Annotated in this window: 15 protein-coding genes and 1 pseudogene; 9 read left to right on the forward strand and 7 right to left on the reverse strand. The window is 72.9% G+C overall.

Annotation, left to right across the window (positions count from 1 at the left end; all coding sequences use genetic code 11):
• The first annotated feature begins 285 nt into the window (after positions 1–285).
• From ABZ956_RS12210 to ABZ956_RS12235, 6 genes and pseudogenes are all read left to right on the forward strand, one after another.
• Positions 286–504, forward strand: coding sequence for a hypothetical protein (locus tag ABZ956_RS12210; RefSeq protein ID WP_361890912.1), 219 nt, complete (start codon positions 286–288; stop codon positions 502–504).
• A 137-nt stretch (positions 505–641) separates the two neighbouring features.
• Positions 642–1448, forward strand: a complete 807-nt coding sequence (locus ABZ956_RS12215; RefSeq protein WP_361890915.1) for an HlyD family efflux transporter periplasmic adaptor subunit — start codon at positions 642–644, stop codon at positions 1446–1448.
• Complete coding sequence (locus tag ABZ956_RS12220; RefSeq protein ID WP_361890918.1) at positions 1445–3667, forward strand: NHLP family bacteriocin export ABC transporter peptidase/permease/ATPase subunit; 2223 nt, start codon at positions 1445–1447, stop codon at positions 3665–3667. Before ABZ956_RS12215 ends, ABZ956_RS12220 begins: the two co-directional genes overlap by 4 nt.
• Before the next feature lies 1 nt (position 3668).
• Entirely contained in the window at positions 3669–6491 is a 2823-nt protein-coding gene (locus tag ABZ956_RS12225) for an NHLP bacteriocin export ABC transporter permease/ATPase subunit (protein WP_361890921.1), read from the forward strand.
• A gap of 187 nt (positions 6492–6678) precedes the next feature.
• Positions 6679–7026 (forward strand): annotated as a pseudogene (locus ABZ956_RS12230) (ATP-binding protein); the annotation flags it as partial.
• Between the two features lie 141 nt (positions 7027–7167).
• Positions 7168–7674, forward strand: a complete 507-nt coding sequence (locus ABZ956_RS12235) for a hypothetical protein (RefSeq protein ID WP_361891454.1) — start codon at positions 7168–7170, stop codon at positions 7672–7674.
• Positions 7675–7689: 15 nt separating this feature from the next.
• On the opposite strand, the gene ABZ956_RS12240 is transcribed toward ABZ956_RS12235, so the two are convergent.
• Positions 7690–7884 (reverse strand): DUF2795 domain-containing protein, encoded by a 195-nt coding sequence (locus tag ABZ956_RS12240; RefSeq protein WP_361890924.1) that lies wholly within the window; start codon positions 7882–7884, stop codon positions 7690–7692.
• A gap of 106 nt (positions 7885–7990) precedes the next feature.
• Positions 7991–8617: a TetR/AcrR family transcriptional regulator gene (locus tag ABZ956_RS12245; protein ID WP_361890927.1), complete on the reverse strand. Its 627-nt coding sequence runs from the start codon at positions 8615–8617 to the stop codon at positions 7991–7993.
• Between the two features lie 65 nt (positions 8618–8682).
• Between ABZ956_RS12245 and ABZ956_RS12250 the strand changes: the two genes are divergently transcribed.
• On the forward strand, positions 8683–9159 hold the full coding sequence (locus tag ABZ956_RS12250; protein ID WP_361890930.1) for a DUF1453 domain-containing protein: 477 nt from the start codon (positions 8683–8685) through the stop codon (positions 9157–9159).
• A 34-nt stretch (positions 9160–9193) separates the two neighbouring features.
• Here the strand turns inward: ABZ956_RS12250 and lysA are convergent, their stop codons facing one another.
• Together lysA and ABZ956_RS12260 are read right to left on the reverse strand one after the other, a co-directional pair.
• Positions 9194–10528, reverse strand: coding sequence for a diaminopimelate decarboxylase (lysA, locus tag ABZ956_RS12255; protein WP_361891456.1), 1335 nt, complete (start codon positions 10526–10528; stop codon positions 9194–9196).
• Between the two features lie 52 nt (positions 10529–10580).
• Positions 10581–10982 (reverse strand): SAV_915 family protein, encoded by a 402-nt coding sequence (locus tag ABZ956_RS12260; RefSeq protein WP_361890933.1) that lies wholly within the window; start codon positions 10980–10982, stop codon positions 10581–10583.
• 249 nt (positions 10983–11231) lie between these two features.
• Here ABZ956_RS12260 and ABZ956_RS12265 point away from each other — a divergent pair, with 249 nt between their 5' ends.
• Positions 11232–12917 (forward strand): AMP-binding protein, encoded by a 1686-nt coding sequence (locus ABZ956_RS12265; protein WP_361891458.1) that lies wholly within the window; start codon positions 11232–11234, stop codon positions 12915–12917.
• Positions 12914–14572, forward strand: coding sequence for an AMP-binding protein (locus ABZ956_RS12270; RefSeq protein ID WP_361890936.1), 1659 nt, complete (start codon positions 12914–12916; stop codon positions 14570–14572). Before ABZ956_RS12265 ends, ABZ956_RS12270 begins: the two co-directional genes overlap by 4 nt.
• Before the next feature lie 241 nt (positions 14573–14813).
• Here the strand turns inward: ABZ956_RS12270 and ABZ956_RS12275 are convergent, their stop codons facing one another.
• From ABZ956_RS12275 to ABZ956_RS12285, 3 genes are all read right to left on the reverse strand, one after another.
• Positions 14814–15530: a hypothetical protein gene (locus ABZ956_RS12275; RefSeq protein ID WP_361890939.1), complete on the reverse strand. Its 717-nt coding sequence runs from the start codon at positions 15528–15530 to the stop codon at positions 14814–14816.
• A 171-nt stretch (positions 15531–15701) separates the two neighbouring features.
• Entirely contained in the window at positions 15702–17399 is a 1698-nt protein-coding gene (gene gcl / locus ABZ956_RS12280; RefSeq protein ID WP_361891461.1) for a glyoxylate carboligase, read from the reverse strand.
• A 20-nt stretch (positions 17400–17419) separates the two neighbouring features.
• The gene (locus ABZ956_RS12285; protein WP_361890942.1) at positions 17420–18307 is read right to left on the reverse strand and encodes a 2-hydroxy-3-oxopropionate reductase; all 888 of its coding nucleotides are present in this window, start codon (positions 18305–18307) and stop codon (positions 17420–17422) included.
• Positions 18308–18328 lie beyond the last annotated feature (21 nt).

Raw genomic sequence — 18328 nt, forward strand, 5'->3', positions numbered from 1 at the left:
TATGCCCCGTGCGCTTGGTGAACCTGTGTCCATTTATGTTCCACGAGCGCCGAGGGCCCCTCGTATCTGTTACTCGATCCTGTGAAGAAGTTGTGATGGTTGGGTAAAGGAATCGGATAGCAGGTCCCTCCCGTGCGTCGTCGGACGTCAACGCGGTTGGCCGTGCCACCTGTTCGCGTGCTTATATCTGCGCACCGCAGCGGTCCTGAGAACGGTGGTCGGTCAAGACCGGGCCGCTGAGGTGCACATTGAGAAACATTCAGACAAATGAAGGGTGCGCGAATAATGCGTGACAACCTCGAGACCCGTGAGATCGCCGACGCCGAGCTGGACGCCGTTTCCGGCGGTGTCAGCATTTCCGGTGGCCTCCTCGGCGCCGTGACCGGCGACGTCCACAACGTGCTCGGCACCGTGACCTCGCTGCAGACCGTCCAGGCCGCCCCCGGCGTCGTCGGCCAGGTCGAGGGCATCGTCGGCGTGCAGGCCGGCGTCGCGGGTCTCTGAGCCCCAGGGCGCGATATCCGTATCCCGTGAACCCCGGAACCCCGGAACTCCCCTCCCTGTTCCGGGGTTCACGGCTGCCCGGAATTCCGCCGCACCCATCGGTACCCGTGTCACGAATGCAGTCGAAGGAATAGTTCGTGCAGTTCCGCCAGAAGGCGCTTTCCAAGCTGCAATCGCCCGAAGAACTCGATTTGCCCGTACGCTTCGCGCGCCCGCAAGGCCGGCTCGTCCTGGCCGTCACGGTCGTCGTCATGGCCGCCGCGAGCTTCTGGGCATTCACCGGATCGGTCTCCTCCAAGCTGAGCGCACCCGGCATCCTCACCCATGCCGAGGGCAGTTACCTGCTGCAGAGCCCCTTCGCCGGACAGATCACCACCGTCCTCGCCAAGGAGGGCCAACTCCTGCCCCCCGGCGCCCCTCTGCTCGAGGTCGGCACGGACCGGGGCGCCCGGACCGTACGCGTGGTGGCCGGGGGACGGGTGACGACCCTCGTCGCCAAGATCGGGTCGGTCGTCACGACCGGCGCCGACGTGGCGACCGTGGAACGGGGGACGAACCCCGACGACCCCATGGTGGCCGTGCTGTACGTGCCCGGCGGCAGCGGCGCCACGATCCCCGTGGGCGCCCCCGTCGACCTGAGCGTCCAGTCCGCACCCCGGCAGCGGTTCGGGGTGCTGCGCGGCCGCGTCAAGACGGTCGGCCGCGCGCCCCAGACACCGGCGCAGATCGGCGGCTTCCTCGGCGACAACCGGCTCGCCGCCCAGTTCACCCGGCAGGGCAACCCCGTCGCCGTGGTCGTCCAGCTGGAGCGCTCCGCCGCCACCGCCTCCGGCTACCGGTGGTCCTCCGCGGACGGACCCCCCTACGCCGTCGACTCCACGACACCGGTCACCGGCGCCGTCCACCTCGCCGCCCAGCGCCCCGTTGACTGGCTGCTGCCATGACCGCGCCGACGACCACCGGGCACCGCTCCGCGCGCCGCAAGCCCGCGCCCGTTCCCCGGGGCAGGGGCCGCAAGGCCGTCCGCACCCCCACCGTGCTGCAGATGGAGGCGGTGGAGTGCGGCGCCGCCGCGCTGGCCATGGTGCTCGGCCACTACGGCCGCTTCGTGCCCCTCGAAGAACTGCGCATCGCCTGCGGCGTCTCCCGCGACGGATCCCGCGCCAGCAACCTCCTCAAGGCCGCCCGCGGCTACGGGCTGAAGGCCAAGGGCATGCAGATGGACCTGGCCGCGCTCGCCCGGGTCGGCCCACCCGCCATCCTCTTCTGGGAGTTCAACCACTACGTCGTCTACGACGGCATGGGCCGCCGCCTCGGCCGCCGGGGCGTGTACGTCAACGACCCCGGCAAGGGCCGGCGCTTCGTGCCCATGGAGGAGTTCGACACCAGCTTCACCGGTGTCGTCCTCACCTTCGAGCCCGACGACGGTTTCCGCCGCACCGGCCGCAGGCCCGGCGTCATGGGCGCCCTGCCGGCCCGCCTGCGCGGCACCTCGGGCACCCTGCTCGCCGCCGTGATCTCCAGCCTCCTGCTGGTGGCCGTCGGCGCGACGGTGCCCGCGCTCAGCCGTACGTACATCGACATGTTCCTGATCGGCGAGCAGACGTCGGCGCTGGGCGTGCTGTTCGCGTCGATGGCGGCCGCCGTGGTGCTCACCGCGACGCTCACCGCCCTGCAACAGGCCAATCTGCTGCGCGGGCGCATCATCTCCTCCACCCTGGGCAGCGCCCGCTTCCTGCGGCATCTGCTCAGGCTGCCGGTCACCTTCTACTCCCAGCGCAACCCCGCCGACCTCGTCCAGCGCCTGCAGTCCAACGACGCCGTCGCCGAGACCCTCGCCCGGGACCTGGCCGCCGCCGGCGTCGACGCGGTGGTCGTGGTCCTCTACGCGGTGCTGCTGTGGACGTACGACCCGCAGCTCACCGTCGTCGGCGTCTCCATCGCGCTGCTCAACGTGGTGGCCATGCGCGTCGTGATCCGGGTGCGGGCCACCGGCACCCAGAAGCTGCGCGCCGAGAGCGCCCGCCTCACCAACACCTCCTACAGCGGCCTGACGCTCATCGAGACGATGAAGGCCACCGGCGGCGAGAACGGCTTCTTCCGCCGCTGGGCCGGCCAGCACGCCCTCACCCTCGACGTGCAGCAGCGGCTGGGCGTGCCCAGCGCCTGGCTGGCCGTCGTCGCCCCCACGCTGGCCGCGCTCAACAGCGCGCTGATCCTGATGACCGGCGGCCTGCGGGCCGTGGAGGGACACCTCTCGGTCGGACTCCTCGTCGCCTTCCAGGCCCTGGTCACCAGCTTCACCGCGCCCCTCACCCGCCTCAACGGCGTGGCCGGGCGGATCCAGGACTTCGCCGCCGACGTCGCCCGCCTGAAGGACGTGGAGAACTTCCCCGTCGACCCGCTCTACTCCCGCCGCGAACCCGCCGCCGGCACCCGCCGCCTCAAGGGCCACGTGGAGCTGGACGACATCACCTTCGGCTACAGCCCCCTGGACGCACCGCTGCTGAAGAACTTCTCCCTCTCGGTCGGCCCCGGGCAGCAGATCGCGCTCGTCGGCGGCTCCGGCAGCGGCAAGTCCACCGTCTCCCGGCTGATATCCGGCCTCTACGCCCCCTGGGAGGGCACCATCCGCATCGACGGGATGCGCCTGGAGGACATCCCGCGCGGCGCGCTCGCCGCCTCCGTCTCCTTCGTCGACCAGGACGTCTTCCTCTTCGAGGGCACCGTCCGCGACAACGTCGCCCTGTGGGACCCCTCCATTTCCGACGAGGCCGTCGTCGCCGCCCTGGAGGACGCCGCGGTGTACGACGTGGTGGCCCGGCGCCCCGGCGGCATCCACAGCCGCGTCGAGCAGGACGGGCGCAACTTCTCCGGCGGCCAGCGTCAGCGCCTGGAGATCGCCCGGGCGCTGGTGCGCCGCCCCAGCGTCATGGTCCTCGACGAGGTGACCAGCGCCCTGGACGCGGTGACCGAACAGGTCGTCATCGACAACCTGCGGCGCCGCGGCTGCGCCTGCGTCGTCATCGCCCACCGGCTGAGCACGGTGCGCGACAGCGACGAGATCGTCGTCCTCGACCGGGGCACGGTCGTCGAACGCGGCCGGCACGAACACCTGGTCGCCGCCCAGGGCGCGTACGCCGACCTGGTCAAGGAGCACTGAGGTGACGGCTCTGCATGACGCCCAGGCCCCCGACGCCGTCGTGGCGGCCCTGGGCGGACTGGGCACGGAGGTCGACTGCACGGGCCTGCGCAGCCTGTCCCTGGAAGGACCGCTCGTACTGTGGCTCGTCGTGGACGGCGAGCTGGACCTGTTCGCGGTCGACGCCGACCGGGCCGGCCACTGGCACTTCCTGGGCCGGCTGGAGCCGGGCACGCTGCTCCTGGGCCCGGCCGAGGGCCCCGAGCACACCCTGCTCGGCCGGCCCCTGCAGGGCTGCCGGCTGCGCCGCATCGAACTGCGCGAGCTGTACCGGCCGGAGTACGGCGCACACGGCGGCCAGTGGTACGAAAGCGCCGACGGGGCACTCAGCCCCCTGGAGCACGCCTTCGCGCTCGGCGTCGGCCGCGGCCTGCGCGTGCTCTACCAGGCACCGCTGGAGAGCCGGACCACCACCGGCCGGGCCGGGGCCGACGACGACATCCTGTGGATGCACATCACCCCGGGCCATGTGCAGTACGGCGCGGCCTACGAGGGGTACACCGCCGGCACCCTCCTCGTCGACGGGGCGATGTGGCAGGGCATGGTCGACCAGCAGTACCGGCTGCTGTACGCCCTGGACCGCTGGATCGAGCAGCTCGAGCGCGCCCACGAGGACCGTGCGGCGGCCGGCATCGAGGCCGGCGAGGCCGCCCGCACCCAGGCGGACCAGGCGCTGCTGGCCTCCATCGACCGCTCCGGCAGGCGCTCCGGGCGCGGCGCGAGCGACGACGCGACCTTCGCCGTGTGCCGCCTGGTCGCCGACGAGGCCCGCATCGCCCTGTCCGACCCGGGCGAGGCGGGCGCCGGAGCGGAGCGGCTGGACCCCGTCGAACGCGTCGCCCTCGCCTCGCGCGTCCGCACCCGCACCGTCCGGCTCGGCGGACGCTGGTGGCGCGAGGACAGCGGGCCCCTGGTGGGCCGGCGCGCGAGCGACGAGGCACCGGTCGCGCTGCTGTGGCGGCGCGGCGGATACGAGGCCGTCGACCCCGCCACCGGCGAGCGGGAGCGCGTCGGCAAGGCCAACGAGGCCCGCTTCGCACCGCAAGCCGTCATGTTCTACCGCCCCCTGCCCGACGGGAAGCTGAGCCCCCTGCGGCTGCTGCGCTTCAGCGTGCGCGGCACCCGCGCGGAGATGCGCGGCCTGGCCCTGGGCGCTCTGGTCGCGATCGGCCTGGGCGCGCTCGTACCCATCGCCACCGGCAGGGTGCTCGGGTCCTACGTGCCCGCCGCCGAGAACGGCCTCATCGTCCAGACGTGCCTCGCGCTCATCGCGACCAGCGTCGTCTCGGCCGCCTTCATGCTGCTGCAGAACCTCTCCCTCCTGCGCATGGAGGGCCGCATCGAGGCCACCTTGCAGCCGGCCGTCTGGGACCGGCTGCTGCGGCTGCCGACGACGTTCTTCGCCGGCCGCTCCACCGGCGAACTGGCCGGCGCGGCCATGGGCATCAGCGCCATCCGCCGCGTGCTGTCCGGCATCGGCTCGGTGTCCGTACAGGCGGGCACCGTCGGCACGATGAACCTCGTGCTGCTGCTCGTCTACAGCGTGCCCCTGGCGATGGCGGCCGTCGCCATGCTGCTGGCCGTCGCCGCGGTCTTCCTGGGCCTGGGCCTGTGGCAGCTGCGCTACCAGCGGCAGCTGATCAGGCTCGGCAACCAGCTCAACAACCAGGCGTTCCAGACCCTGCGCGGGCTGCCCAAGCTGCGGGTGGCCGCGGCCGAGTCCTTCGCCTACGCCGCCTGGGCACGGGAGTTCGCCCGCACCCGCGAGCTGCAGCAGCGCATCGGCCGCGTCAAGAACGTCATCACCGTCCTCAACGCCGTCTACCTGCCGCTGTGCACGCTGGTGATGTTCATGCTGCTGGCCGGGCCGGCCCGGGGCAGCATGTCCGCCGGCGAGTTCCTCACCTTCAGCACCGCCGTGACGATGCTGCTGTCCTCGGTCACCCAGCTGACCGGCGCGCTCCTCTCGGCCGCCGCCGTGCAGCCGATGTTCGAGCAGGTCAGGCCGATCCTGCGGGCGACCCCCGAGGTGCGCGGATCCAGCACCCGGCCCGGCGAGCTGAGCGGCGGCATCGAGGTCCGCCGGCTGTCCTACCGCTACGCCGCCGACGGCCCGCTGGTGCTCGACGACGTGTCCTTCCAGGTGCGGCCGGGCGAGTTCGTCGCGATCGTCGGGGCCAGCGGCTGCGGCAAGTCGACCCTGCTGAGGCTGCTCATCGGCTTCGACAAGCCGGCGTCCGGCAGCGTGCTCTACGACGGCCAGGACCTGGCGGCGCTCGACCAGGCGGCGGTGCGCCGCCAGTGCGGCGTCGTCCTGCAGAACGCCCAGCCCTTCTCCGGCTCGATCCTCGACTGCATCTGCGGCGCCGAGGCGTACTCGCTCGAAGAGGCGTGGGAGGCGGCCGCGATGGCGGGTCTCGCCGAGGACATCAAGGCCATGCCCATGGGCATGCACACCGTCCTGTCCGACGGCGGCGGCACCGTCTCGGGCGGCCAGCGCCAGCGGCTGATGATCGCCCAGGCCCTCATCCGCAAGCCACGCGTCCTCTTCCTGGACGAGGCCACCAGTGCCCTGGACAACGAAGCCCAGCGCGTGGTCATCGAGTCCACCCGCGCCCTGCGCGCCACCCGCGTCGTGATCGCCCACCGGCTGTCGACGGTCATGGACGCCGACCGGGTCGTCGTCATGTCGGAGGGACGCGTCGTCCAGCAGGGGACACCGGCGCACCTGCTCGCGGACGCGGGCGGCCTCTTCCACGAACTGGTCCGCCGCCAGATCAGCTGACCGGTGGCCGCGCCGGCCTGGGTTTGTCACGGCAGGCGCCGTGGTAATCGGTGAGTCGTCGGGGACGCAGGCGGCTACGAAAGGCGTGAGTGAGGATGAACATCGGCCACGATCCGCTCAAGGCGCCCTGACCGGCGGTGCGCACCCCACAGCCGTGCCGGTGACCGGCGCCCCGGACGACGATGGCGTGGAGCTGGTCGTCTTCGTCGGTCTCCAGGCGTCGGGCAAGTCCACGTTCTACGCCCGTGCCTTCGCCGGTACGCACGCGCACGTGAGCAAGGACCTCTTCCGCCGGGCCCGGCACCGGCAGCGCCGCCAGATGCGCCTGGTCGACGAGGCCCTGGCCCAGGGGGTGCCGGTGGTGGTGGACAACACCAACCCCTCGCCGCACGAATGGGCACCCCTGATCGCCGCCGGCCGCGCGCACGGCGCCCGCGTGGTCGCCTACTGGTTCCCGCCCGACGTCAGGGGCGCGCTCGCCCGCAACGCCGCGCGGCAGGGGCCCGAACGGGTGCCGGACGTCGGGGTGTACGCGACGCTGAAACGGCTCCGCAGACCGCTGCGGTCCGACGGTTTCGACGCGGTGTACGAGGTCCGGTTCGACGGCGAGGGCGGATTCCTGGTGGACTCGGCGGAGGATCCCGGGCCGGGCCACGAGTCCACCTGGGGCCTCGACGTGCCCCCGTGGCCCGCCCCCGGCCAGGAGCCACGGCCGCTCGCCGTCTTCGACCTGGACGGCACGCTGGCCGACGTCCGCCACCGGCTGCACCACCTGGAGAGCCGGCCGCGCGACTGGGACGCCTTCTTCGCCGCCGCCGCGCAGGATCCCCCGCTCGCCGAGGGCGTCGCACTGCTCACGGCGGCCGCCCAGCGGTGCGAGGTGGCGTACGCGACCGGCCGCCCGGAGCACTGCCGCCAGGACACCCTCGACTGGCTCGCCCGGCACGACCTGCCCGAGGGCCGGCTCCTGATGCGCCGCCGGGGCGACCGCCGGCCGGCCCGCGTCTGCAAGCCGGAGCTGCTGCACGAGCTCGCCCGCGACCGGGTCGTCGCGGTGGTGGCCGACGACGACCACCAGGTGTGCGACGCCTATGAAGCCGAAGGCTTCCAGGTGCTGCGGGCCACCTGGATGACCCGGCAGCCTCTCCTGGAACAGGTCCAGGAGAGCGAGGGCCGCACGTAGCGGGGCCGGGGGTGGTCACTCCTTGCCGAAGACGGCCTTCTGCACGTCGGCAGGGGTCTCGTACTGCTTGTCGGGCAGGTGGGAGATCTTGTCCACCACGTCGCGGCCCGCCTTGTTCTTCTTGGCGACCTCGACGAGCTTCTCCCGGTCGGTGGGGTAGGGCGCGTCCTTGAGCGCCTTCTGGAACTTGATGGGGTCGGACTCGGCCATGGCAACCTCCAGGCGATGGGTACTGCCACCCGGAGGAACCGGGCGCAGAGCCTCCCAGTACCCCTGAAACACCCCGATATGCCGAGTCTGTCTCGTCTGTCAGGATTTACCGGTTCGCCGGGCGCAGTGAGTCCAGGTGCCGGCGCAGCACCTGCCGCATCGCGCGCGGGGTCACCTCGGTGGGCCCTTGTGCGACGGCCTGCAGGGCCAGGCCGTCCAGCAGCGCCGACAGCCGCAGCGTCTCCACCGCGATGTCCAGGTCCTCGGCCAGTCCGCCCGCCCGTCGTGCCTCGCCCAGGACGCGGGTGAGCAGCTCGCGCATGCCCTGGTGCGTCCGCTCCGCGCGGGGCCGCAGTTCGGGCCGCGTGCGGGCGGCCGTGGTGAAGGTCAGCCAGAGCGCGGCCTCTTCGTGACGGGCGCCGTCGAGCGGCAGGAACTCGGCCAGCAGCTCCTCGGTTCCCGTGCGGCGGTCCGCGGCGTCGGTCGCCGGGTCCAGCAGGGCGCCGGCGTGGTCGCGTACACGGCGCTCGATGCGGTCGGCCAGCTCGTCCATGGCGAAGAGCAGCATCTCGCCGTGGTCGGTGAAGTAGTGCCGGACCGAGCCGACGGCCAGCCCCGCCTCCTGTGCGACGTTGCGCAGCGACGCGCTCTCCAGGCCGTCCCGGCCGGCCACCCGCAGCACCGCGTCGGCCACTGCCTGGCGGCGGGCCTCACGGTCGACGATCTTCGGCATGTTGCCTTTATAGCACGGTCGGGCTAAATTCGATTTAGCACGACCGAGCTATTTAAGGGGTGGGAGTGAACGTCTGGCTGCTGGCCGGCCTCATCGCGGTGGGCGTCGTCGCCGTCGTGATCAAGCGGCTGATCGGTGAACCGCTCACCGTACGGGACCTGTTCGGGCCGCCCGTCGTCCTGACCGGCCTCGGCGTCTGGGCACTGTGCGGCGCGCGGGGCCTCGACGGCGCCGACATCGCGTGGGCCGCGACGGGCGCCGTCCTGGGCGTCGCGCTCGGCGCCGTGCGGGGGCGGACCGTCCACGTCTTCGAGCGGGGCGGCGTGCTGTGGCAGCGCTATACCGGGCGCACCTTCCTCGTCATGGTGGTGTCGGCGGTGGTGATGGGCGGCTTCGGCCTCCTCGCGGTGCGGATGGGCATGCACGAGGAGGCCCGGCCGGTGCATCTGTCCATCGGTGTGGGGTTCCTCGGCGAGGCGTTGGTGATCGGCCGGCGCGGACTGGCGAGCGGGGTGCGGTTCGCGCCCGAGCGGAAGCGGTGACGCGACGGGCCAAGGGGCCGGCCGCGGCGAAGCCCTACTCGCCCACGTCCCGGCTGCGCAGGTCCGCCAGGGTCTCGCGGCGTACGAGCAGGCGGGCGCGGCCGTCCGAGACGGCGGCCACCGGGGGTCGGCCGACCAGGTTGTAGGCCGACGCCATCGACACCTGGTACGCCCCCGACGCCGGGACCGCCAGGACGTCGCCGGGACGGACGTCGCCCGGCAGCGCCACGTCCTCGGCCAGCACGTCGCCCGCCTCGCAGTGGCGGCCCACCACGCTCACCCGCCGCTCGGGCACCGCGGAGGCGCGGCCCACCAGCCGGACCGTGTAGCGCACGCCGTACAGCGCGGGGCGGGGGTTGTCGCTCATGCCGCCGTCGACGGCCACGAACACCCGGTCGCCCGTGGACTTCACCGCCAGCACCCGGTACAGCGCCACCCCCGCCGGCCCCACGATCCAGCGGCCCGGCTCGACCGTGAGCCGGGGGACCGGCAGATCGGCGTGGGCGCACCGCAGGGACAGCTCGCTGCCGACCCGGGCGGCATAGGAACGGGGATCCAGGGTCGGGTCGCCGTCGCGGTAGGCGATGGCGAAGCCGCCGCCCAGGCCGAGTTCGGGGAACGTCACGCCGTGCAGGTCGCGGAGGCGGGCCAGCAGGTCCACCAGGCGCCGCACGGCGGTGACGTACGGCCCCACGTCGGCGATCTGGGACCCGAGATGGCAGTGCAGACCCATGAGTTCGAGGCGGGGCTGGCCCAGGACACGGGCCACCGCGTCCTCCGCCTCGCCGCCCGCGATCGGCAGTCCGAACTTCTGGCCCTCGACCCCCGTCCGTACCGCCGCGTGCGCGCCGGCCTCGACGCCCGGCACCACGCGCACCAGCACCCGCTGGCGGGCGCCCGGCGGCACCAGGGCCGCGAGCCGGGCGATCTCGCCGGTGCCGTCCAGCACGATCCTGCCGACCCCCAGCCGCAGCGCGGTACGCAGGTCCTCGGGGCTCTTGGCGTTGCCGTGCAGGACGACGCGCTCGGCGGGGAAGCCCGCGTGCGCGGCGAGTTCCAGCTCGCCCGCCGAGCAGACGTCGAGCGAGAGCCCCTCCTCCCCGATCCAGCGGATCATCGCGCGGGAGAGGAACGCCTTGCCGGCGTAGGCCACGCCGGCGTCCGGCAGGGCGGTGCGCCAGGCCCTGGCCCGGGCCCTGACCTCGTCCTCGTCGAGGACGTAGCAGGGCGTGCCGAAGCGGTCGGCGAGCTCGGAGAGGGCGACGCCGCCGACGGCCAGGTCGCCCGGGGGCAGGGTGCGGGTGGAGGCGGGCCAGACCGGGGCGGAGCAGGGCTCCCCGGGCGGCGTCGGGAGCACGGCGGGGGCCAGGGGAAGGGACACGGATGAACTCCTTCGAGGGACAGGGAACGGGTGCGAGGAGTCAGCCGGGGAACGTCGGCAGGAGGGGCGTGGTGTCCTCGGGGGAGGGCCGCACGGGCGGCGCCGTCAGCTGCGGGTCGACGGACACCAGCGTGACGCCGAGCGGCGCCGCCAGGGAGCGCACGGCCGGCAGGGCGAGACGCACCGACGGCACGGCCCGGCCCAGGCAGTCGGCGAGCCGTCGCCGGCTGGTGAAGGCGACGACCGTTCGGGCACCGAGGGGTGTGCGGTAGACGCGCAGGGAGAAGCCGCCGGGGCAGGGCCGCACGGGCACGTAGAGCGGATCCTCCCGGCCGGGATGGGACGGTTCTCCGTCGTCGGCCGGATGGCTCTCCGGGCTCGCGGGAGTGTCGGGGCGGGCGACCGCGGCCACGGCGGCCGCCTCGGCGGGCGTACGGCTCACATGCATGACGGTCCTTGGGAGGAGTCGGGAGGGTGCGTCGGTCACGCTATGCCCGGCGCCCGCCCGCGCGAGCGCCTCCTTGACAGCACGTTGACCCCTCCCGGCGGTCCCTTGACGGCTCGTTGACACCCGCGCGCCCCCGCGGCGGCGTCCCCAGGCCGCCCGGTCCCGGCCCTGCCGCGCCGACGCCCGCCTTGAGATATTTGGAACAATCGCGAACACGGGGCAACGGGAGGACATGTGACGGCTGTGGACCCGACCGGAACGGCCGGTCAGGCGGACGGATTCCGGGCGGCCCGGGACTTCCTGCTCGCCCACCGCGAGGACTACACGGCGGCCCGCGAAGGCTTCGTCTGGCCCCGCCCCGCCCGGTTCAACTGGGCGCTGGACTGGTTCGACGCGATCGCCCGGGACAACGACCGCACCGCCCTGTGGATCGTGGAGGAGGACGGCGGCGAGACGCGCCTGACCTTCGACGCGCTGCGCCGCCGCTCGGACCGGGTCGCCAACTGGCTGCGCGCCCAGGGCGTACGCGCCGGGGACCGCCTCGTCGTCATGCTCGGCAACCAGGCCGAACTGTGGGAGACCGCCCTCGCCGCGATGAAGCTGCGCGCCGTCGTCATCCCCGCCACGCCCCTGCTGGGCCCCGCCGACCTCGCGGACCGCATCGCGCGCGGCCGGGCCCGTCATGTGATCGTACGGGCCGGGGACACCGGCAAGTTCGCGGACGTACCCGGCGACTACACCCGCATCGCGGTCGGGGCCGCGCCCGCGGGCTGGCTGGCGTACGCCGACCACGAACGGCATCCCGAGGAGACCTTCACCCCCGACGGCCCGACCCACGCCGACGAACCCCTGCTGCTGTACTTCACCTCCGGCACCACCGCTCGCCCCAAGCTCGTCGAGCACACCCACATCTCGTACCCCATCGGTCACTTGTCGACCATGTACTGGATCGGGCTGCGGCCCGGCGACGTCCACCTCAACATCTCCTCGCCCGGCTGGGCCAAGCACGCCTGGTCCAACCTCTTCGCGCCCTGGAACGCCGAGGCGACCGTCTTCGTCCACAACTACACGCGCTTCGACGCGGCCCGCCTGATGGCCGAGATGGACCGCTGCGGCGTCACGAGCTTCTGTGCCCCGCCGACCGTGTGGCGGATGCTCATCCAGGCCGACCTCGGCGCGCTGCGCACCCCGCCGCGCGAGGCGGTGGCCGCGGGGGAGCCCCTCAACCCCGAGGTGATCGAGTCCGTGCGGCGGGCCTGGGGCGTCACCATCCGCGACGGCTTCGGGCAGACCGAGACCTCCGTCCAGGTCGCCAACCCGCCCGGCCAGCCCCTCAAGACCGGCTCCATGGGCCGCCCCAGCCCCGGTTTCACCGTCGCCCTGCTCGACCCGCACACCCAACTGCCCGCCGACGAGGGCGAGATCGCCCTCGACCTGAGCACGCGCCCCGTCGGCCTGATGACCGGCTACGCGGGCGACGCCGAGCGCACCGCCGAGGCCATGGCGGGCGGCTACTACCGGACGGGTGACATCGGCCGCCGTGACGAAGACGGATATATCTTTTATGTCGGTCGAAGTGATGACGTCTTCAAATCGAGTGACTACAAGATCTCCCCCTTCGAGCTGGAGAGCGCCCTCCTCGAGCACGAGGCCGTCGCCGAGGCCGCCGTCGTCCCCGCCCCCGACCCGCTGCGGCTGTCCGTGCCGAAGGCGTACGTCGTCCTCGCCGACGGCTGGGAGCCGGGCCCGGACACCGCCAAGGCCCTCTTCGCCCACTCGCGGTCCGTGCTCGCCCCGTACAAGCGGGTCCGCCGGCTGGAGTTCGCCGAGCTGCCCAAGACCGTGTCCGGCAAGATCCGCCGCATCGAGCTGCGCGAACGCACCGCGCGGGGCGGCGGCACCGAGTACCGAGAGGAAGACCACCGGTGACCACCGTGAGCACACCCTCCGCCGCCCACGCGGCAGGCCCCACCGACACCCCGCTGCTCGACCGCACGATCGGCGCCGATCTCGCCCGCACGGTCGCGCGGTTCGGCGACCGCGAGGCGCTCGTCGACGTCCAGGGCGGCCGGCGCTGGACGTACACGGAGTTCGCGCGGGCGGTGGAGGAGGTCGCGCTGGGCCTGCTCGCCAAGGGGGTGGCCAAGGGCGACCGGGTGGGGATCTGGGCCGTCAACTGCCCCGAGTGGGTCATGGTGCAGTACGCCACCGCCCGCATCGGCGCCGTCATGGTCAACGTCAACCCCGCCTACCGGGTGCACGAGCTCGAGTACGTCCTGCGCCAGGCGGGCATCAGCGTGCTCGTCTCCTCCGTCGAGTACCGCACGAGCGACTACCGCCGCATGGTCGAACAGGTCCGCGCCACCTGCCCGGACCTGCGTGACGTCGTCTACATCGACGACCCGACGTGGGACGGGCTCGTACGCCTCGGCGCGGCCACCGGCCCCGGCCGGCTCGCCGAGCGGGAGGCGCGGCTGCACTGCGACGACCCGGTCAACATCCAGTACACCTCCGGCACCACCGGCTTCGCCAAGGGCGCCACGCTCTCGCACCGCAACATCCTCAACAACGGTTACTTCGTGGGCGAGGGCCTCGGCTACACCGAGCAGGACCGCATCGCCCTGCCCGTGCCCTTCTACCACTGCTTCGGCATGGTCATGGGCAACCTCGCGGCCACTTCGCACGGCGCCTGCGTCGTCATCCCGGGCCCGGTCTTCGACGCCACCGCCACTCTGCACGCCGTCGAGCGCGAGCGCTGCACGTCGCTGTACGGCGTGCCCACCATGTTCATCGCCGAGCTCGGGCTCGCCGACTTCGCCACGTACGACCTCTCCTCGCTGCGCACCGGCATCATGGCGGGCTCGCCGTGCCCCTCGGAGGTGATGAAGCGGGTCGTGACGGAGATGCACATGGCCGAGGTGGCGATCTGTTACGGGATGACCGAGACCTCGCCCGTCTCCACCCAGACCCGCCGCGACGACGACCTCGCACGCCGCACCGGCACCGTCGGCACCGTGCTGCCGCACGTGGAGGTCAAGATCGTCGACCCGGCGACCGGTGCCACGGCCGGCCGTGGCGAGCCGGGCGAGCTGTGCACGCGCGGCTATTCGGTGATGCTCGGCTACTGGAACGACGCCGAGCGCACCGCCGACGTCATCGACGCGGACCGCTGGATGCACACCGGCGATCTCGCCGTGATGGACGAGGACGGCTACGTGCGGATCGTCGGCCGCATCAAGGACATGATCATCAGGGGTGGGGAGAACGTCTACCCGCGGGAGATCGAGGAGTTCCTGCACGCCCATCCCAAGATCAGCGACGTACAGGTCATCGGCGTCCCCGACGAGAAGTACGGCGAGGAGATCATGGCCTGCGTCATCCTCAACGACCCGGCCGACACCCTCACCCGCGACGAGCTCGCCCGCTACTGCCGCGGCCGGCTCGCGCACTACAAGGTGCCGCGCCACCTGCGGGTGATGGAGGCGTTCCCCATGACCGTCAGCGGCAAGGTGCGGAAGGTGGAGCTGAGGCAGGAGGCGACGGAGCTGCTGGGCGCCGCGCCGACGGCGGTGGCCCGGCCGTGAACCGCCCTGCCGTCGCCGCCGGGGCCGGTGGGCGGCGGTCGGGCGGGCGGGTGCGGGGCGGGCCGAAAGCGGCCCGCCCCGCCACCCCCCCGTGTGGTTCCCCCGTGTTTCCCCCGTGGACGGGCCCGCGTTCCCCCGTGTCCCGCGGGCCCTGTGCCCAGTCTCCGCCCGTACGGCGTCAACTCGCCATGCCGCGTGGCGTGTTCAGAGCAAGAATTGAGCTTCGCGGTACCACGGCGGTTCAGCCCCTGCCGCGCCGCACCAGCTCGTCGGCCCAGTCGTTGAGGGCCTGCGGCGTGCCGGCCAGGTCCATCACGAACAGCGGCAGCCGGAGGTCGTCCGCCCGGCAGCGGGCGTCGTGCGCGTAGCCCGCCAGCGAGAAGCAGGCGGCGGCCGCCGAGTCCAGCAGGCCGTGCAGCCACAGGCATTCGATGTCGCGCAGGGTGGTCGGCAGGGTCGTGGGATCCACGCGGGCGACGAGGCCCGAGGCGCGCAGGTCCACCCCCGACGCCGTGGGCGCCGGGCAGTTCCCGGGGCGGCGCACGTCGCTGAAGCCCAGCCACCGCAGATAGCGCTCGGCGGCCATCACCGCGTCCCGCTCGGTGCGGATGGTCACCGGCCGGAAGGGCGGGCGTGCGGGGGTCCGGGGCGGCTTCGGCGCCTCCTCGCCGGCCGGCCGCTCCGGCTCCGTGTCGCGCGGGGGCGGCACGGGCAGCCGTACGACCGTCCCGCAGGAGCAGCCGAACTCGGGGCGCGGCCACTGGCCCTGGCGGTCGCAGGAGGGACAGCGGACCGCCACCCAGGAGTCGCGCCAGGTGCGGTGGGCCAGTAACTCGGGGGTGGCATCGGGCAGTACGGGCACGGTCAGCGGTGCTCCGCACGCGCAGGGGAAGGTGGGCGGGGTGAAGGAGTGCTCCCGGCGGCACGTGGGGCAGTGCACCGGCACGCTCTTGGCCATTTCGGCTCCAGCGAGGGGTCCGTAGGGGTTGTGGGGTACCCCATCGTCCACGATGCGGGGGCGGCCGGGGAGTGAATCGCCAAGGCGGGCGCGAGCGAAGGCCGGACGGCGGCGCCGGGGGCGCGACAGGACAGGTGACGGCGCCACCGCCCGGGGTCTGTGGTGCGGATGTTACGGAAGGGGTTCGAACTCCCGTACGGAGTCGATGTCGGGGCCGTGCGGGGTGTTGGCCTCGCGCTCGATCATGATCTCGACCAGCACCGGGCGGGAGGTCGAGACGGCCTCCTTGCGGGCCCACTCGATCGCCGGCCGGATGTCCGCCGGGTCGACGACCCGCCGCCCCGAACAGCCGTACGCCTGCATCAGCTTGACGTGATCGGTGCCGGTCTCGTCGTAGTGGATGTCCACCTGGTAGTTCATGCCGTAACCGATCGAGGCCTGCCGGATCAGGCCCAGGTACTCGTTGTTGAGCATGATCAGGACGTAGGGCACGTCGTACTGCGCCGCGACCGCCAGCTCCTCGACCATGTACTGGAAGCCGTAGTCGCCGACGACGCCCACCACCTCCGTACCGCCCCGGCCCATGCCCTCCAGCGCCTTCTTCACGCCGATCGCCGCCGGCACCTCCCAGCCGAGCGGCCCGGCCTGGCCGCACACCTGGTAGCGGCGGGGCAGATGCGCCTTCTGATGCTGGCCGCCCCAGATCTGGTAGAGGCCGATGGCGGTGACGAAGTAGGTGTCCGGACCGAAGATCTCGTTGATCTCCTTGTAGATCCGGGGCGCCTTGACGGGCACGGTGTCGAAGTCCTCGCGCCGGGTGAGGGTCCGCTTGAGCCGGCGGCAGCGCGCGGTCCAGGGCGCGATGTCCGGGGTGACGCCGCGCGCCCGGGCGGCGTCCAGCAGCGCGGCGAGGAAGAGGCGCGCGTCGGAGACGATGCCCAGGTCCGGCTCGATCACCCTGCCGAGCTGGGTGGGCTCGATGTCCACGTGGACGAACGTCCGCGCGCCCCGGTACGTGGTGAGGTCGGCGCCCGTGTGCCGGTCGCCGAAGCGGGCGCCGACGGCGAGCACGAAGTCCGACTCCAGGAACGAGGCGTTGGCGTACCGCTGCGAGGTCTGGATGCCGGTGGTGCCCATGTGGAGCTCGTGATCGTCCTCGATCGCGCCCTTGCCCATCAAGGTGACCTGGAAGGGCACGCCCAACCCCTCCACCAGCGCCCGCAGCTCCTCCGCCGCCCCGGCGCCGATCACTCCGCCGCCGGCCAGGATCAGCGGCCGCTCGGCCGCGAGCAGCAGGTCCAGGGCGGCCTCCACGCGGGGCGGGTGGGGCGCGACCGTACGGACGGGAAGCCGGGTGTCGGTCGTGGCGTCGTAGCGGATCTCCCGCCGCGCGATGTCCACCGGGATGTCGATCAGTACGGGCCCGGGGCGCCCCTCGCGGGCGGTCCGGAACGCCTCACGGAAGATCCAGGGGATCTGCGCCGCCTCCTTGACCTGCACGGCCCACTTGGTGACCGGGCGGGCGACCGCGACGATGTCGACGGCCTGGAACGCCTCCTGGTGCAGCTTGGTCGAGACCGCCTGGCCGGTGACGCAGACCATCGGGATCGAGTCGGCGAAGGCGGTGTACAGGCCGGTGACGAGGTTGGTGCCGCCGGGTCCGGAGGTGGCGATGGCGACGCCGACCCGCCCGTTGGTACGGGCCCAGCCGTCGGCCATGTGGGTCGCGCCCTCCTCGTGACGGACGGTCAGGTGCTCGATGCCGCCGACCGCTTCCATGGCCTGGTACAGGGGCAGGATCGCCGCGCCGGGGCAGCCGAAGGCGATGTCGACGCCCTCGTCCTTCATGATGTGCACGGCCGCCCGCATGGCGGGCATGGTGACGGCGCTCACGGCGTGAGCCCCGACAGCCGCTCGACGCCCCGCAGCAGCGCCGAGTGGTCCAGGCCGCCGTCGCCCTGGGCGCGGGCGGCGGCGACGAGGGTCGCGACCACGCCGCCGAGCGGCAGTGCGGCGCCCACCTCGCGGGCGGCGGCGGTGACGATGCCCATGTCCTTGTGGTGCAGGTCGATCCGGAAGCCGGGGGCGAAGCCGCGGGTGAGGAAGTTGTGGCGCTTGCGGGTGAGCACGGCGGAGGCGGCGAGCCCGCCGCCCAGCACGTCCAGGGCGGCGGCGAGGTCGACGCCGGACTTCTCCAGGAAGACCACGGCCTCCGCGCAGGCCTGGATGTTCGCGGCGACGATCAGCTGGTTGGCCGCCTTGACGGTCTGGCCCGCACCGTGGGGGCCGCAGTGCACGACGGTCGTGCCGAGGGCCTCGAAGAGGGGGCGTGCCGCGGCGAAGTCCTCCCGGTCGCCGCCGACCATGATGGACAGGGTCCCCTCGACGGCCCCGGCCTCGCCGCCGGACACGGGCGCGTCCAGGACGCGCACGCGCCGCTCGGCGGCGGCCCGCGCGAGCTCGGCGGAGGTCCGGGGGGTGATCGAGGACATGTCGACAAGGAGGGTGCCGGGCGCGGCGTGGGCCAGGATGCCGTCGTCGCCGTGGGCGACGGCGGTGACCTGGGCGTCGGCGGGGACCATGGTGACGACGACGTCGGCACCGCGGACGGCGTCCCGCACGGAGGCGGCGGGGGTGCCGCCATGGGCGGCGAGGCGGTCGAGCTTGTGGGGTTCGAGGGTGTACCCGGTGACGGGGTAGCCGGCCTTGAGCAGGTTCTCGGCCATGGGGGAGCCCATGATGCCGAGTCCTATCCAGGCGACGCGGGGCAGGGACACGGTGTCTCCTTCCGAGGAGTG

Source organism: Streptomyces sp. NPDC046261 (assembly GCF_040646235.1).
In the GTDB taxonomy this organism is placed as follows: Bacteria; Actinomycetota; Actinomycetes; order Streptomycetales; family Streptomycetaceae; genus Streptomyces.

Coding starts and splice junctions, on each gene's coding strand:
- ABZ956_RS12210 (WP_361890912.1), top strand. CDS start 286: ATGCGTGACAACCTCGAGACCCGTGAGATCGCCGACGCCGAGCTGGAC.
- gcl (WP_361891461.1), bottom strand. CDS start 17,399: ATGCGGGCGGCCGTGCACATCATGAAGGACGAGGGCGTCGACATCGCC.
- ABZ956_RS12240 (WP_361890924.1), bottom strand. CDS start 7,884: ATGGCCGAGTCCGACCCCATCAAGTTCCAGAAGGCGCTCAAGGACGCG.
- ABZ956_RS12275 (WP_361890939.1), bottom strand. CDS start 15,530: ATGGCCAAGAGCGTGCCGGTGCACTGCCCCACGTGCCGCCGGGAGCAC.
- ABZ956_RS12245 (WP_361890927.1), bottom strand. CDS start 8,617: ATGCCGAAGATCGTCGACCGTGAGGCCCGCCGCCAGGCAGTGGCCGAC.
- ABZ956_RS12220 (WP_361890918.1), top strand. CDS start 1,445: ATGACCGCGCCGACGACCACCGGGCACCGCTCCGCGCGCCGCAAGCCC.